Origin of the sequence: Paenibacillus sp. FSL E2-0151, from assembly GCF_037993015.1 — a bacterium.
Lineage (GTDB): Bacteria > Bacillota > Bacilli > Paenibacillales > Paenibacillaceae > Paenibacillus > Paenibacillus amylolyticus.
In genome coordinates this window covers 3,622,840-3,640,443 of the sequence record NZ_CP150308.1, presented here as the reverse complement: position 1 = coordinate 3,640,443, position 17,604 = coordinate 3,622,840, and the positions used below count along the sequence as shown (strand labels likewise).

At 43.8% G+C, this 17,604-nt stretch carries 9 protein-coding genes; all 9 read right to left on the bottom strand.

The genetic code is table 11. From position 1 onward, the window contains the following. Window positions 1-10: 10 nt before the first annotated feature. On the bottom strand, window positions 11-5,038 hold the full coding sequence (locus tag MHI55_RS16465) for a hypothetical protein (RefSeq protein ID WP_340386359.1): 5,028 nt from the start codon (window positions 5,036-5,038) through the stop codon (window positions 11-13). Window positions 5,039-5,345: 307 nt separating this feature from the next. Further along, a complete protein-coding gene (locus MHI55_RS16460; protein ID WP_101313839.1) occupies window positions 5,346-6,554 on the bottom strand; it encodes an SGNH/GDSL hydrolase family protein in 1,209 nt (402 codons plus the stop codon). A gap of 17 nt (window positions 6,555-6,571) precedes the next feature. Beyond that, on the bottom strand, window positions 6,572-8,803 hold the full coding sequence (locus MHI55_RS16455) for an FAD-dependent oxidoreductase (RefSeq protein WP_101313838.1): 2,232 nt from the start codon (window positions 8,801-8,803) through the stop codon (window positions 6,572-6,574). Between the two features lie 97 nt (window positions 8,804-8,900). Beyond that, window positions 8,901-10,511: a response regulator gene (locus tag MHI55_RS16450; RefSeq protein WP_101313837.1), complete on the bottom strand. Its 1,611-nt coding sequence runs from the start codon at window positions 10,509-10,511 to the stop codon at window positions 8,901-8,903. Continuing rightward, window positions 10,511-12,028 (bottom strand): histidine kinase, encoded by a 1,518-nt coding sequence (locus tag MHI55_RS16445; RefSeq protein ID WP_257467833.1) that lies wholly within the window; start codon window positions 12,026-12,028, stop codon window positions 10,511-10,513. The genes MHI55_RS16450 and MHI55_RS16445 overlap by 1 nt, the downstream gene beginning before the upstream one ends. Window positions 12,029-12,343: 315 nt before the next feature. After that, window positions 12,344-13,930, bottom strand: a complete 1,587-nt coding sequence (locus tag MHI55_RS16440) for an extracellular solute-binding protein (RefSeq protein ID WP_076253143.1) — start codon at window positions 13,928-13,930, stop codon at window positions 12,344-12,346. Window positions 13,931-13,995: 65 nt separating this feature from the next. Further along, window positions 13,996-14,865, bottom strand: coding sequence for a carbohydrate ABC transporter permease (locus MHI55_RS16435; protein WP_036615551.1), 870 nt, complete (start codon window positions 14,863-14,865; stop codon window positions 13,996-13,998). A 13-nt stretch (window positions 14,866-14,878) separates the two neighbouring features. Further along, window positions 14,879-15,826, bottom strand: coding sequence for an ABC transporter permease subunit (locus MHI55_RS16430; protein WP_036671347.1), 948 nt, complete (start codon window positions 15,824-15,826; stop codon window positions 14,879-14,881). 324 nt (window positions 15,827-16,150) lie between these two features. Further along, entirely contained in the window at window positions 16,151-17,536 is a 1,386-nt protein-coding gene (locus MHI55_RS16425) for an MATE family efflux transporter (protein WP_257467832.1), read from the bottom strand. Window positions 17,537-17,604: the final 68 nt, after the last annotated feature.

Below are 17,604 nucleotides of genomic sequence, written 5' to 3'. Positions count from 1 at the left end.
ATCACTGCCCTTATTCAGAAAGTGTCGATTCAACTGGCGGCTCATTGGCAAGCTGCTCCGAATCATCGGAATGCCGTTCGAACATAACTGCGTCAACCCTCGTATAGATCATATCCGCAGGAAGCGTTGGCGGGTCTACCGTGGTAGGCGAAACTCTGGTTAACCGGACATACTCGCTACCGTCACCCGTAAAGTCGAACGTTCCCAAATTAACCCAACCCGATGAGCCGGCCGTTGCATCGATATAGGTGACCTCGGTACCCGTTTTATGTTTCACTTCCACTTTGACATTGTTATCGTTTGCTGTCGTATGGACAAGTTTGTAGATCGAGACCGTATATTTCCCCTCTGGAAACTCGCCTTTCCACGTTGCTGATGATCCTTGAACTGTTGAATAGCGGGATTTAACCCCAATTTTGTATCCGGCTAAATTGCTTTGGCTCCACGACCCTTCTGTCGTGTATAACCCTGTTGTATTTGTACTGTCCACGATAACCGTTAGGTCCCTGATCGTGATATTCAAAGGTGCTGTGGTTAAGGTCACACCGTCAATCGTGACCGTAGCCCATACCTCAATGTGATCCGTGTTCCCATCGAGATTAAGAAGGGTCAACACCCCACTGCTATTCACTTCAGCCAGATCCGTACGATCAACGAAATACTGTACATCGGCATGTGTTAGATCACCGATCAAACCGTTATCCAAATAGCCGGTTACGCTCAGTTGTGCGGTTTGAGTCATCTGCAGCTCGTTCCGATCGGACAGGATCACAGCAGACTCCAATTGCGGTATCCTGTTTGGGTCCACCCACATGATTGCATCGGCAACGACTCTGGACTTGTTGGCCTTATTGGTTAATTCCACGTACCCGCTATCGCCTGCAACAAAAGGATAATCCCCCAGGTGCACCCAAGTACCATTCGCTGTTGTCTCATCAACTGTCACCGTCTCGGAGCCTCCGCTATAATAAACGGTAAATGAGGCATTTGTTGCCCAATTTTCACTCGCAGCCGTGATTTGCGGAATCTTGTAATACACACTGTAAGTGACACTTTCCGGCAGCTCAGGCCGCCATCTCATTTTGCTTGTTGCTGTGCCGGTCGTAGATTTGGCATACACATAGTTATCATAATAATAATCGTTAGCTGTCGTATCCCTTATCCAGACGCCTTCTGTCTCCGCCTCCGTATTATCCACGATGATGGTTGAACTATCCTGCCCATCGGGTTGGACTGGAGTTTCCGAAACCTGATCCGGCAGATAAAGTGTCCGCTTGCGGGTCTGTTTCCCCTCCGATTCCACGTAATACGTGAAAGTTTGGGATAAATCATTCACTCGTATCGACCATTCCATCGGGTATATCGTATCTGGGATGGTCGTGTACGTGGCCCCGCCATCCAAGGAATAATGGATTGTCGCTGGTTTTGTCGTTTTGGCCTGCACATAAGCATCATAAACCGTTTCGTCGGGCTTAACCATCAGCATGCCTTTAACCGCATCAATTGGACTGTGGGTATCAAAGAAATAGCTTGCACCCGATGTATCAGCCGTTCTAACCTGATGCAGCGGCACATTAATGTTAAGTCCTTCTACAATGATCGCGGTGATGCCCTTGCCTGAAACCGTGGTTTGAATGATTCCGCCACTCATTACCGTTTGCTCTGGTGTGCCATTGTCGCGGATGATCGTTACGGTATAATCCTGTGCCGGGTTGAATCCAATGATCTGTTCATTCAATTCAATCGGAGTCTGAACTTCTTCAGACGATGCATTGCTTAATCCGATGTAGAATTTATCCCCGCTCTCACCCGTTATCCAATTCAATTGAGGATGGTTGGTCTTAATAATCCCCTTGGGCATCCAAAGCCAAACGTCGGAGTTACCATAAAATTGACCTGGTTTATTCCCATAAAGGTGATATTTGAACCATAAAAAATTCGTTTCAAATACGGAAGGAAACGTAATGCTCCCGTTTGATTTCAATGATTGTTCGCTGATCAAATAATCCATCGTTTGCCCGAGTTGCCCCGGAATATGGTGATAATAGATGGATGTAGCCCCGCTTGGGCCTTCCAGAGGAAAGTCCGGTTCAAGTTGGCTAACGGCGAAGCCTTTATAATAATAACCTGGATAACTGGAATATCGTCCAATAACCGCATTATGAGCAATATCCTGCAGCAGTTCATCCCCTGTATAGAGCGACAATCTCAGCATGAACGGAGCTTCCTGAGCATTCATCCGATAATAACCGGTTGTACTTCCTGCTTCAAACGTCAATCCGCTCGGTGAAACAAGCCAACGCTCCGCTTGAACACCTCCGGCAATATCTTCGGGAAGCTTGAGTCTTGGATATTGAAATTTACCACTTTCCGGCCAATGGAACGACTCGGCGTAATTATATGTCTCCGGCTGAGGAATCGTAACGTTACCTTCAGGAACTGGACGAGCAACAAACATTGTTGCATAGCGTTTGGCTTCCTTATAGGCGGCATCCAAGTATTTGGGATCCTGAGTTTCCTCATATAGCTCCAAGATCTCCATCCACAGCTTGCTATAATAATAAATGAACTCATTTTTACTCACATCGACGGATGCTGGCGTATCGATATGTTGCGTGATATAACTGTCGGCTGCATCCTTCGCAGCTTGCAAATACTGCGCATCTCCCGTCATCCGATACATCATCAGGGGTTGAATAACAGGCCCGCGGTCTTTCTGATCCGGGTCACGTACGAGGTATTCTTCCTGTGCCAGCGCCCCAATACCAGCTGTAGTTCCCATCATCTGGTGAACAGCGGTGACACTTGAAACATCAAACGGCAGAGTAGCCATTTTCCATAACGAAGGCACACCGTATACTTTTTTCTGCGTTGGCGACCAACCGATACCATTTCGTGATACGCCATACTGGACGGACGGTAGTGCTCTCGTATCGTAAAGCTGGTCATCTCCAGTCAAATAATAAGCTCCCAAAAGAACCGCATTTGAGCTTGTTCGGACGCTATCCTCGTTTTCGATATCAATAAAACCCTTGGCACGGCTCCACCACCCGCTGGGTGATGGGACATAATTCACAGAGTCGTCCCCTTGTGGCTCAACTTTAAGCAAATCGATCATATTAAACATCGCATCAGTAAGCGATTGATCTGACACATTTTTCCGGTATGCCGAATAATCGTACTCATTGCGAAGAATATCCACGTAGGACTCATATAGATTGCTTTTTTGAGCGATTAGCCCCATATGAAATTGATAGGTGTTTTCTGCGGTCATTTGCGAATAAGTCCCTAATTGAGGCGCATACAGAATTGGCTGCACGCTGCCTTCGTTGTTAACCAGGCTCATGCCAAGCCGTTGTTTCGTAACACCTCCCGTCGGTTCAAATTCAACCGGAAGCTCTGCCGAAGGTACAAATACGCCATACGTTAATGGATTTCCTGAACCATCTTTTTTCTCAACCAGGCTCATCGGAGCGCTCAGCTCTCTTAAACTTGTTGATTCCACCGTACCTACCATTTTGGCATGTGACCTGAATCCATTTAACACTTCATTGATGCCCGAGACTGCCTCTGTTGTGAAGGACTGATATCCAATCACATAATTGCCGTCGCGGCGAGGTGTAAAGGCAAAAGAAACATCTGGTTTATCCCCTGCCATGGACCAGTTCACTTCAAAATCGTAATCACTGCCATGCGTAGCATCGGTTAATACCGCCGTCTGGCTGTCTGGAAAATGGACCCCGTCGAATGTAATCCAGCGTTTGTTCATCGTATCGTAGTAATTGGTTCGGCTCCCCGCATTCCCATCCAATAAAACCCATTGTTCCTCAAGTCTTTCCACCACAGTATTTATTGGCTCCCAGTTTCCTGTTTCTGTGTTTTTGTAGAACATGTCACGAACGATGGATTTTCCCCCATCCCATGCCGCTTCATAGAAGGTTGCCTTGTAGTTTGCATTTTCGATGCTACCTTTCTCTGTGTAACTGAGATTTGTTAATGTGCGGCTCCGCAGCGGGGGCAAAGGTGGTGCCTGTTGACGGATATTCCCCTCGAACTTGACTGCATCGGCCCGCGTAATAATTGTACCCGTAGAAGGCTGTGTTCGAGTCAGCCTGACAAATTCGCTATCATCACCACTAAACTCATACTCCCCCAGATCCACCCATCCAACCGATGGACCTGACGAAGGTCTTAGATCCATAAACTTAACATCCGTAATCCCGTTATGAACAATCTCAATTTTCACATTACTATCTGCTTTATCCGCCCAATCCAGCTTATAGAACGATATTCTCGCCGTCCCTGCTTCCAAGCGTGGATTCCAGGTGATGCTTCTACCTACAGCGTCTGTAAATTTGGAACTGGAATTATTGTATCCCTTCACTCCCGCGCTTGTGCTCCAATATGGAGCGGAGAATCCGTTATTAGCGTTGCCGGAATCAACCGTAACGACATGATCAATTGTGAGGCTCCCATCATCAATGATGATTGTCTTATGTGGCTCTTTCTGCTTTATATTTCCTTCGAACTTAACCGCATCCGCGCGTGTAAGGATCGTGTTTGTGGTGCCGGTAGACCGGGTCAATTGAACAAATTCTTCACCAACTCCAGAAAAATAGTACTCTCCCAAATCAACCCACCCTGCGGGAGCGCCAGATGAGGGTCTTAGATCCATAAAGACTACATCCGTTGTTCCATTATGAACAATTTCGATTTTTACATTGCTATCAGCCTTATCCGCCCAATCCAGCTTATAGAACGATATTTTCGCGGTTCCTGCTTCCAAGCGTGGATTCCATGTTATCGTTCTGCCTGCTGTACTCGTATATTTGGTGCTGGAAAGATCATACCCCTTCACCCCTGTGCTTGTAGTCCAATTTGGAGCCACATATCCATTGTTCTCGTTACCCGCATCAGGTGTCACAACATCATTGATCTTGATACTCCCGTCATCGATGATAATCGTCTGATAAGGTAAGGTCTCCGCATCAGCGGCCCTTATTCCGATCAGGCTGGAAGGAACTACGACCGTCAACATGAAAACGATGAAGAAAAACAGCTTCCTTTTGACCATACAATTCACAGCCTCTCCTTAAAATGATAACGCTTCCAAAAATGAGTTACCTTTTGCTCTAATGATCGTAAAAAAGCACTTAACCTTCCCCTTCTGTCTAATTCCGCTCTGTCGTTTTTATCTTAGCATGTTACATGACGGTGAAATTTCTTTCATTTTAAGAATTTCTTATACGATTTTAAGTAAAAAAAGAAACCTACATCCTAATTGATTGCTCAGTTGCAGTCAGATAGAATATAGGTCTTTCAAGTGTTCCAAGAGGACTTATCAATTATAAAGGCGGCTGCACCAATAACAATTTTCCAAGCTGAATGACGGTTTGATCATACCAAGCTGGATGTTGCCGAACATGTTCCATACCTCGTTCATTGCCACTTGCCTCAAACACGGCCGCTTTGTCAGTTTTCTCGTGATCGATCTCGAAGCGAACTGTATGTTTCCCATTTGGTAGCTCCGGCAAGAAAATATATTGATTTCTATTATGATCGTTGTAGAGCGTGAATCGATCAATAAGGAAGGGTTCTCCTCCATCCACCGACACCTTCAATCGGCCAGAATCCGGCCCCCCGATATCAAATAAGCCGATGTGGGTTCCCTCAAACTCCACTGTGATCGCCTCTCCGGCATCAACTGCTCGCCATAATCCGGGGAACAACCAATCATACTCACGCACTAAAGGAAAATCATCAGAGGTCATGTAAGACCATCCTGCGGAAAAATGAGTAAGACGATCCAGTGGCAGCATGGTTGCATACTCCCAAGGATTGGCCGGGACCAAGGGGTCCTGCGGCAAGTGATGTTCGACTTTTCCCACGTGATCTCGAAGTTCGCTCATTTTCTCAAACGAACGAATGATGGTGTCTGTGTAGATCTGGTGTCCTTCGGGAATCGTCGGATGGATCGAATCATGCGTGAAAATAACGGCTCCGGGGATGGACACGTCTGCTCTTGAAGTAAAAATAAGCTTTCCATCCGAAACCAATTGACTGACCGCTACGCCCAGATGAATCGAAGGAATACCGTAATAGTCGGCGACTTCCTCTTGCATAAGAGCGCCCTTCTGGTATTCGCCGGATTGAAATGAGGTCAAATCCCGCTCCTTGATCGTATATACAAACAGGATATCGATAAACCGGCTGCGCTTGCGAATCTGTCGGACAATGCCTTCGATCCGCGCCTTGGATTCGGGAACTCCGCCATCGTTGCCAACGAATTCAACAAATACGAGATCAGGCTGATGACGAAGCACATCTGTCTCTGAACGGGCGCAACCGAGGTCCGATCCTGTTCCATCAATGCCTGCATTCACAGCGCGGATATCGGCATGGGGATATTGTCCTCGCAGCCAATCCGCCGTCATGACCCTGTATCCTTTCGAACGTGTATTACTGCCGCCAAAATAAACGATTGTTACTGTTTCCCCATTTTCCAACTTCTGAATGACATTAGGTAGCCCTCTTCGTGGGAAAAATTCCTTCATCACGACTTCACCCGCCCTCACTTAGCGTTTTTAGGAGCAAAAAATTTCACAGCAAACACTTCATAATAAGGCGAACCATACGTTGCACAGAAATCAAACCGGATTTGGGTTACACCTTCTGCATGCACCTGATGTTTATTCAATGAAAGATAATTCCCACGGACTTTAATTTCATTCTCGGTTCCGTCTTCCAAAGTTAAAGTCACATCATAATCTTGAATCAACGACTCGATTGGATCATCGAAATGCTCCAAATTCAGCTGCGAATTGAAAACAAGATGGATTTCATCCAGATTCTTGGGGCTTGCAAAACCAAATTCCAACCATTCCTGTCCTTCCGTACGTTCCGAAATCCAGATGTTTGGCAGACCATAAGGTCTGGAGAAACCGTTGACGACATTCGCGGGATTATACATATCCTGGGATGGTATCAGATCTTTGAAGCAAATGCTCTTATTAAGTTTCTTCAGCCTGGATGGCTCTTCCGGTCTATAAAGGAAGCTCACCGCTCCAGTCATTTTCTCTTCATTGCCATACACGGCAAGGCTCGCCGTACCTTCCAATACGATGTAGATTTTGTCGTCTTCTGGCTTCTTGAGGCTGAGGTCCAGTGTAATCCAGTCATCGTGACCCGCTGAAATCACCAAGTTGTAGCCCTTCAGCTCGCTGGTGGGAATATAGTTTTCCTTCCGAGCCCCGCCAAACAGCTTCACTTGCAACGTTTCCGAATGCTCGGATTTATTTTTAATTTTGATCTGCACGCTTTCAGCCACGGATGTCTGAATCGGCAAGACCAAACATAACGCTTTCTCCAAGAAGATCTCTTCGGTTGTATGAAGTTGTTCATAGCTTCGCTGAGACGAGGCACGAATCGTTAATCCGTCTACGAAATAAGGATCTAGCGGCTCTTGAAGCCCTACAATTGTTTGCCCGTCTCGAAGCAACTGCGCCTGAAGCTCACCCATATGCGCTTTGACGATGGCCGCAGGGTCTGTATCATATTTTACGCATAACGCAGCAGCCGTTCCTACCGCCTGCCCCATACAACCACAAGTTGCCATCACCCTTGTAGACCCAAAAGCCACATGAGTAGCGCTTATATTACGGCCAGCGAACATGAGATTAGGAATATTGCGTGAAAATAAGCTGCGAAAAGGGATATTATACAATCCCGGCACAAAGTTCCACGCGGTAGCCGGCCCTTCATCGTAGATGCCTTTATTTGCATGCAGATCCATATACCAACCTCCGACGGATACCGCATCTTCGAAATGAGTCTTTTCTGTAATATCGTTCTGAGACAGCATGTGTTCCCCTATAAACCGCCTCGACTCCCGCTTTCCCGGAATCGGGCATACATAATCCAGGATGAGGTTGTCTACATCATCAAACTCACCGCTATTTTTGATATAATCCCAGATCCCGTATACCAATTTCCGCAGTTCCAACGCGATGTCTTCATTATTCTTGATAATATCCATATGTCCGCCGTATTCCAGCCACCACAATCCGCCAAGCCCGTTGATTTTCCTTGGAAAAGATCGATGGTTTAATCCTTTTCTGATACTATCAAAAAACTCTAGCTTCGTAATATCATACGCAAAGCCTGGCCTTTCATAAGGAACGGAATAGTTTACGTCACGGGCTTGAAACAGAATCGTATCACCCATGGTGTAATGATCCGCCACTTCTGGAGCGAGCTCCTCCTGGTATTCATGCTTCGCCTCTCTTCCCCATCGGAAGTGAGCACCTGCTTGGTATCCAACAATTCCATCACCGGAGCAATCGATATAGGTTGGGCTTTCAAAACGAAATTTTCTTTCGGAAGCCAATTGAAGGCCCTCCACCCATTGAATTCTGCCGTTCTCCATGCCCGTTTCATGCACACATGTATTCAGAAATAGAGAAATGTTGGGTTCATCATAAACCATGTCAAGCAAGACCGTATCCGAAAGTGAAAGCATAAGTTTTTTGTTGTATAACGGATTATAATGAAAGATCTTCAGTTTGAGTTCTTCCACCAACCCGCCTTCGCGAGCATAATAGGATGGACTGTTTCCGAGATATGCCGACCCGTTAATGTGAACTCTGACCTCGCTGCTCGCATTTCCACCCAGAACTGGCCGATCATTGATAAGTGAAACCAGCAACCCTTGGCGTGCGGCAGCAATGGCAGCGCATATCCCGGCAATTCCTCCACCTATGACGGTTACATCTGATTTCATAAGCTCCATTTTGATAACCTCCATGATTAGATGCTCCTATCATGGTAATGGTTTTGACCCCTTTTTTTTTACAGGATTTCGCGAAAAAATCATACATTTTTTTGTATCCTTATTTGAATTCCTACCGTGTCATTTTTATCCGATATTGCTTAGGTGTATCCCCCGTATATTCTTTAAAAAGTTTGCAAAAGTACCCTTCATTGACGATACCTACCTCCTCGCACAATTCCAATAAAGAATAATCTCGAACGTTTAACAACTCGAGGGCGAGATGGATTTTTTTACGGTTAATGTAGCTGATCACGCCTTCGTTCATTGTTTTTTTGAATAAGCTGCTAAAATACGACGGCGCTAGATTCACTTCCTCCGCAATTGCCTCCAGCGTTAAACGTTGTTTCAGGTTTGTCTCTATATAATGCATAGCACTCATAATTTCTGCACGATGTAACAGTTGGCCCGCATGCACGTATTCGAATGTGAAGTCGCCAATATAGGCGAGCTGCTCCTGAAAAGCCATAAATTCCATGGGGAAGTCTGGAACTTCCATGGCCATCTTATTCCCCGATTTAAATTTCACGGTAATGTCTCTGTACAAGTCTCTAATCATTGGCACCATGATGGACTTGTGGATTTTATGGTCCGTAGCAAATTGCGACAGATCGGCAAGTGCATTATCCAGCTCTTCCTTGGAAATCTTCCTCTTCAGCCGTATAAGAAAATCAGCAAGCTTCTTCTGAAAGTCTGCTTTTTTGTCATTATGGTATTGGAACCGATGCATCGGTGTTTTTACAACTTTTTCGGTATGATAATAGAAATCCTCACTCACATTTTTAGCTTCCGTGTACGCCTGTTTGATCGATTCCCAGCCTCGGTGCGGACCACCAAAAGCGACAGATACCCTTTTATTCAAATATTGATGCAAATGAGAGATGATCTGCCCTCCCAAGGATAAACAAGCATATTCCGTTTCCATATCACTGCGGTTATTTTCCCAAGATAAAAAGCCAATAAAACGATTATCGGACAGATCCGCAGCTACGCCACTGCTACCATTCATCACTGTTTCTTCGATGATATTTGTTATCGCATACTTCAAGATGTTTTGATCTGCGGCCGCGTATTCGTTTCGGAAACTTTCGTACGTATTCATCTCAACGATGAAGCAGCAATAGTTGGCTTGAAAGAAATGAAACTGCATGCGATTGGCAAAATCCGATGCCCGATGAGAAGGAATTTCACCTCGGATCAATTCGTTAAAAAATTGCTTGCGGACTCTGTATTTATTTTCAAGCACGGATACATTTAACGAGTGAAATTCCGCTTCTTTTTTCTCAAACTCATTTAAAATTCCGGCTGCCTTATCCAACGCTCGATTCAAATCGGCTTCCCTCAGCGGAACCTTTACAATGTACTCCAATACGTTGGCTTGAATCGCCCGCTGAGCGTATTCGAAGGATGAATAGGCGGTCAGAAGTATGTACTGGGTATGGGGGAGCTCCGCCTTGAGCTCCTCAATCATGGAGATGCCATCCATACGCGGCATTACAATATCGGATATAACGATATCCGGTTTAAGTTTTATGATCTCCTCGATCCCATTCAGCCCATTATTCGCTTTGCCCACCAGAACAAATCGTCGATCCCTATGAGAGAGTTCATTAAAAAACAATTCCAATCGTTGAATGATCAGGTCTTCATCGTCAACAATGAAGCAGGTATAGTCTCTCCCCATTATGCATCTCCTTTTGGCAATTCTGCCGGGAATACAGCGCGTATACGGGTTATTTCCTTAGGTATGCTAATGATATCCAGCCCGAATTGATCTCCGTAGTGGAGTCTTATTCGACCATGAATATTGTTCAGCCCGATTCGTTTTCTTTTTACTTCTTCTTCACTCGGTTCTGAGATTAAAATATGCTTTATTTTATCAGCTGGAATTCCCTCGCCTTGATCAACAACTTCGATGATGACGATGCTGTCCTCCCTATACGCATGAATCGTAATAGGTCCCTCAATTCCCCCTCCGTTATAACCATGGAAGATGCTATTCTCCACAAGGGGCTGCAGCAGCATTCGAAAAACAGGAAAATCCATCAGTCCTGCTTCAATATCTTCAATCAAGTGGAAGTTTCGGTTATACCGAATGTTCTGGATCTCGATATAGTCCGCTACATTGCGTAATTCCTGGCGTAGGGAAACCTTCTCAGATGCATCGTCTATCCCATACTCCAATAATGAAATTAGTGACCCGATCACCACATCTACTTTCTCTATTTGTCCGAGACGTATCACATTGCTGATTGAACCAAGTGTGTTATACAGAAAATGTGGGTTTATTTGAGACTGTAACACTTGGATTTCCAGCTTCCGCTCAAGTTCATTATGAAGTTCAGCTCGGCGAATCAGTTCAACAATTTGCTGAAGCATACGATCGAATGCCCGTGAAAGATCGCCAAACTCATCGTTTCGATTAATCGTTATAGTCGTTGTGAGGATACCTTGTTCCACCTGCTTCATTTTTGTTTTGAGCGTATAAAGTGGTTTTCTTATATATTTGGCAACAAAAAAAGAAATGAACAAACTTAAAAGAAGACCTGCAGCGAGCAGCTCGAGGTAATAGGTTTCCAATCTGGACAACGCTGCTTTTAAGCGTGATTCATCGTTGATCGAGATGATGGTCCAGTTGAACTTCTCCGTTGGTTTTTTCAAAAGGGAGACCGGAATACCATCGTTGGTAAACAGTTGAAGGTTTGTTTCTGTCGTATCCAGAATTTCTTCCGCTGACGTCTCTCCGATCGAAAAAGAATGATCTTGAATATTCAGAGGTCCTTTATTTTCAGAAAATCCGGCAATGATCTTACCTGACGCAGTGATCAGAGCCAGATTCATTTGTTCCTGTTTATTAATCTTGAACAAGGTTTCTTCAATGGCATTTAGATCCAAATCAACCGCAATGGCCATAGGAAACGGAGCACCGTTCAGATATCGAACCATCGTAACGGTCCAGCCAGAATACTTCGATTTGTAAGGTTCACTAACAAAGGTAGTCCTTCTATTTTTGTCAGCCGCATCAAATAAAGGTGCTCTTTCAGATAAAGGTTCATCGAATATTCGAGTAGGTGTACTTCCACCCAGAATGGATAAATCACTTTTGATCAAATAAATATTACTGACATAAATACTGTTGAGTTCATACAGCTCCCTTAATTGCTTTTTAATCACTTCGGTATTGTTAATGTTGGCTTTCACTGATGTTTCAACTGAGAAGAGAATCGTCTGGAAAGAGGAAAAATTAACGGTAAAATACTGGTCAACCTTGTCTAATATTTGATTGGTGTAAAAAATGTCATTGGTTCTTATTTCCTTTTGGACATAGCGATAAGACAATTGGCTTATCAAGATGATGCAGCCTAATACAAAGGCAAACACGATAAAAAATAATTTTAAAGGCAAGCTGATTCTTCTTCGCATCCATCATCTTCCTTTTAGTTCCGTTTTAAACTAAGAATAGCATATGCTAATAAAGAGAGGGGCTACGAATAGCCACTCTCTCTTCGTTTATTTTTACTTGATAAGGCCGGCTTCTTTAAATTGCTGGATTGCGGTTTCCTTATATTTCTGCATGTCAAACTTGGTATCCAGCGTCTGGAGGAAATTGTCCCAGTTGGAAAGAGGCTCTTTGCCCGTCATAAATTTAACCAAGCTTTCATTAATGAAACGAGTGCGGTCAGCATCCAAGGTATCGCTAGGGTCTGGGGTCAATAAATTTCCGGGCAACGTTGGCCCCACATATTGCTGATTGTCCTTGAAAGCTTCCGCTGTCTTCGGATTCTGGAAACTGAAGTACTCCGCATCATCACCACGGCGCGGCATTCTATAATGATCAACCCATAGGTACTTCTCTTTCATTTCCTTCGATAACTCGGAGGTTTTATTTTTGATCTTGCCGTCTACAACATCCCAATGGATGCCTTTAATTCCGTATGCAAAGTTCGGATAGGCTTCTTCATCCGTAAAGAGATAATTTAACATGGACAAGATCCGAATGATTTTGTCCTCGTCCGCTTTTGCGGATATGGCCCATGAATTGCCCTGAAATGATTTTCTCTCTACAATTTGATCCCCGTAAGGACCTTTCATCGGAGGAATAACGATCCATTCGGGCACCTCGCCACTAATTTCTTTCATTTTCTGTTGATAATCCGGTTCCAGTCTACGAGCATCTCTGATCATGAAGCCAACTCTACCCTTAAACATCTTTTGGTCCAACAGATCCGGCGAATTCATCGTCACCCAGTCCGGGTCAACCACCTTGGCTGTCATCATTTTATTAATGTAAGCAAGCGCCTCTTTCATTTTGGGATCGATAAACAGAAATACCGGTTCATTATCTTTTATCTCAACGGCTGAAGGAGGATTGACGCCAAACATCCACATCAAGCTATCAAAGCCATAGGTTTGCAGATTACCTTCTTTATTCATACCACCGATGAATCCGTACGTATCGTTTTTGCCATTCCCGTCCGGATCTTTCTCTGTAAAGGCTTTCATAACTTCGAACAACTCATCAGGTGTCGTTGGTACCTCCATATTCAGCTTTTTGAGCCAATCGTTACGGATGAAGAAGCTTCGACTGATACCGTTTACATTATCATAGCCTGGAACTCCAATGGTCTTCCCTTGATAGGACATTGCCTCCCATGAGTCGGTGCCAAATCGTTTCTGTAGTTCAGGGAATTGGTCCATATACGGTGTCAAATCGGCAAGAACTCCTTGGTCGTAATATTGCGCAAGATCAGCACGACTTTTCAAAAAGATCAAGTCTGGAATATCCCCGCCTGCAATGAGTGTATTCAGTTTGGTTGTTGCTTGCCCAGCCTGAGGAATCATCATCTCCAAGTCGATGTTCATCTCTTCTTCCAACATTTGGCGTTGAATATCTTCATCACGTGGAGGTACCGGAGCAGCAGCATTAAAAGTGCCTTGGTTAAACATTGAGATTTTCATTTTTGTTGCAAACTGGCCAGACTGGCCTTGCGAATTACTCGAAGTTGTCGATGTAACTTCTTCATTCCCCCCACATCCTGATAAAAGCGTTCCAAGTCCTAAGATTGCCGATAGAATAGCAAATGAAATCTTTTTACGCTGCATATTGACCTCTCCTTTGCTTGTATATTATCACGGTTTCCCCGTAATAAGTTAGGTTGGAACACCTTTTATCCTTTAACGGATCCCAGGAGTACACCTTTGGTAAAATGCTTTTGCAAAAATGGATAAACGATCAATATCGGGACTGTAGTTACAACTACTGTAGCCATCTGCACAGCGAACGTACTGACAGCCCCGGAATTGGCGAGCGAATCAGCGCTTTGAGTTGCAACGTTAAGCAGAATGTTGCGCAAAATCACTTGAAGTGGCATGTAGTTGGAATCATTGATATATACAATAGCATCAAAATAACTGTTCCAATGCCCGACTGCGTAAAATAAGGAAATGGTGGACAGGACGGGTAAGGACAGGGGTAAAATGATCCGCCATAACGTCTGAAGTTCACTGGCACCGTCTACCCTCGCTGATTCCTCAATTTCACCAGGCAATTGTTCAAAAAAACCTTTGATGATCACCAGATTAAATGCACTAATGAGATTTGGAATAATCAATACCCAAGGACTGTTTAACAATCCCAAAGAGCGGATTAGTAAATAAGTCGGAATTAATCCCCCACTGAACATCATGGTAAACACAATGAAGAGTAAAAATGGACTTCTTCCGGGCAAATATTTTTTGGATAACGGGTAGGCCGCGATTACCGTAAAAAACACGTTTAACGCAGTCCCTACAATCGTTCGGAACAACGTAATTTTATACGCCTGCCAGATCCCATGAGAAATGAATACTTCTTTATAGGCCAGAAAGGTAAAGGATTCTGGTATAATCACAATCCCTCTTCTTAATACTTCCGATTCAGGTGTTACGGAGACAGCAACCACATATAGAAAGGGCAGCACGCACAGTAGGGATAATATAATAAGAACTACATAAACGACGGTTTGCCAGACTTTTTCCCCGATTGTCATATGGATCATTCTAAAGACCACCTCACCAGATTTGCCCATCGAATTTTTTGGCGAGCTTATTCGCTGCCAACACTAAAGCAAATCCGATGACAGCTTTAAACAATCCTACAGCCGTAGCCAAGCCAATCTTAAGACGTTCCAACCCTTCGCGGTATACCCATGTGTCAATAATATCGATCTTCTCCTGGTTAAAGGTGTTGGCAAACATGAATATTTGGTCAAAACCCGCATCCAGGATATGGCTTAATTTAAGAATCAGCATCAGAATAATGACTCCTCGAATACCGGGTAACGTGATATGCCAGAGCTGTCTCCATTTGGATGCACCATCCATTCGAGCCGCTTCATACAAGCTTGGATCGATTCCTGCCAAGGCAGCAAGGTACAAAATCGCCCCCCATCCAATATCCTTCCATACTTCAGATAAGATGATCAGCATTCTGCCCCAGGCAGGTTCGGTTAGAAACGAAATGGGTTCAACACCAAAGTCCTTCAAAATCATGTTAAAGAGACCATCGCCCGGGGCAAGTAAGGCTACCATAATTCCATACACAATGACCCATGATAGAAAATGAGGCAAATAAGTGATTGTCTGTACGATTTTCTTAAACCATTGGCTATACACTTCATTGAGGAGTAAAGCAAGTACGATTGGCGCGGAGAAACCGAACAATAGCTTATACAGCGATATAACAATCGTATTTTTCATGATGTCCCAGAAATAAACTCCGTTCATAAAATCCGTAAAATTTTTGAATCCCACCCATGGGCTATCCCATAGTCCCAAAGCCAGGTTGTAGTTTTTAAAAGCAATCATAATTCCCGCCATAGGAATGTATTTGAATACCGCAAAGTAAATTAAGGCTGGTAATAAGAGAGCATACATCACTTTGTGCTTTTGTATCGTCCTTATCCATGTCTTTCGCTTTTTGGAGATGGGAATGGCGTCCGCTGCCAACTTTGCTTGCATTTCATCACCTCGTCTTTGTTTGTATTTGTATAATAGCACCCACCTATCGGATAAATTTCTGAAATATCAAGAATTTCTTATAAGATTTTAAGGAAGTGTGCCTGGCTCGTTCCAACAGCTAATCCCGGCCAAGTGGAGGTTGAGCAGCAAGTGAGCGAATATACTATGTTCTATAACCAGAACCGATTCCAGAAAAGACTAAACGGGCGTTCCTCGGTTGAATACCGGGAAACGCCCGTAGCTTCTTAAATTCGTTGCGCCGCAGCTTGGAGCGCTTCTGTGAACTTCGATGCTTAAAGCCATCCCTTCAAGCAATTCGATTAATTATTCAGCTTTCCTGCCATTTAGCTCGGTAGCTTGGAATGTAGTCCATTTCCCATTAAGATACCTCCAAATGAACAGCCCTCCTTTTATCAACCAATCACAATAGATAGCTATCCATGTTGCAAACATCCCCATTTCAAATAGGTATACCAAGATATAAGCGAACATAATTCTACAGCAAAACATAGTAATCATACTCACTAGCATGGGGTATTTTGCATCTCCAGCAGCCCGAAATACCGATGGAAGTGCATTGCCGAAAGGCCAAATCAATATCATGACAATCGCATGGCTCCACACAATCTCAGTAGTCCACTGCGTTGCTTCTGCTGAAAAATTATAAATGCTCAGTATACTTGGGAACAAGGCTAAACTCACCACGGAACTCACAATCTGTGCCACAAAAATGATACCAAGTATCTTTTTCGTATAGTATCTAGCCTGTGTAAAATCTCCAGCACCTACACATCTGGAAATGACTATGGACATACCTAAACCAATGGCCATTCCAGGTAAAGCTTGCAATGAAGTAATCGTACTGCCAACCGAATTTGCAGCTATAGCAGCTGTTCCAAATGTAGATACCAAACTTAGTATCAACAATCGTCCAAAATAGAATATTCCATTTTCTATTCCATAAGGTACACCAATTCGCATGATCTGTTTAATCATCATTGAATTAAACTTATGCTTTACGGTTTTATTCTGATGAAGAATTTGCTTAGGATTTGTTAGATGAATTAGAACGCATACTGCAGCACCTATCCTGGAAATTAAAGTAGGAATAGCAATCCCTGCAATCCCCATATTGAACCCATATATGAACAAGACATTGCCCGCTATATTCAGAATGTTCATAGCCAGCATAATTTTCATAGGCAATTTGGAGTTGCCCATCGTTCTGAATATGGCAGCTCCAGCGTTATAGAGAGCTAAAAAAGGAATAGAAGCTCCGACGATCAATAAATAAGTGTTGGCATAGTTATATACCTCGTCGGTGATATTGCCAAAGAGAATATCTAAAATAAAGCTTTTAAAGAGATAAATAAAAATCATAATAACAAGCCCTGCTGCTCCAGCAAACCAAACTAATTGATTCGAGGCTTCTCTGGCCTGATTTTCCTGTTTTTTTCCGAGATATTGCCCTACAATCACTGTGCCACCCGTAGCTAAAGCTGCGAATAAACTTATTAACAGTAACATAATCATTTCGACTAAAGAAACTGCAGATACGGCTGACTCTCCTATAGAAGCTGCCATGATTGAATCTGACAATCCGATCAAAGATGCTAAAATTTGTTCAATAATTAACGGGATAAATATTCTCATCAAATCTTTATCCGTAAATAACAACGGGGTCGAAAATGGCATTTTCAATTTATTCATAGTTTCAACCTCATATTCTATTATTCACTACATAACTCTCAAGTCACGTTCTCCATTCATTGTAAATT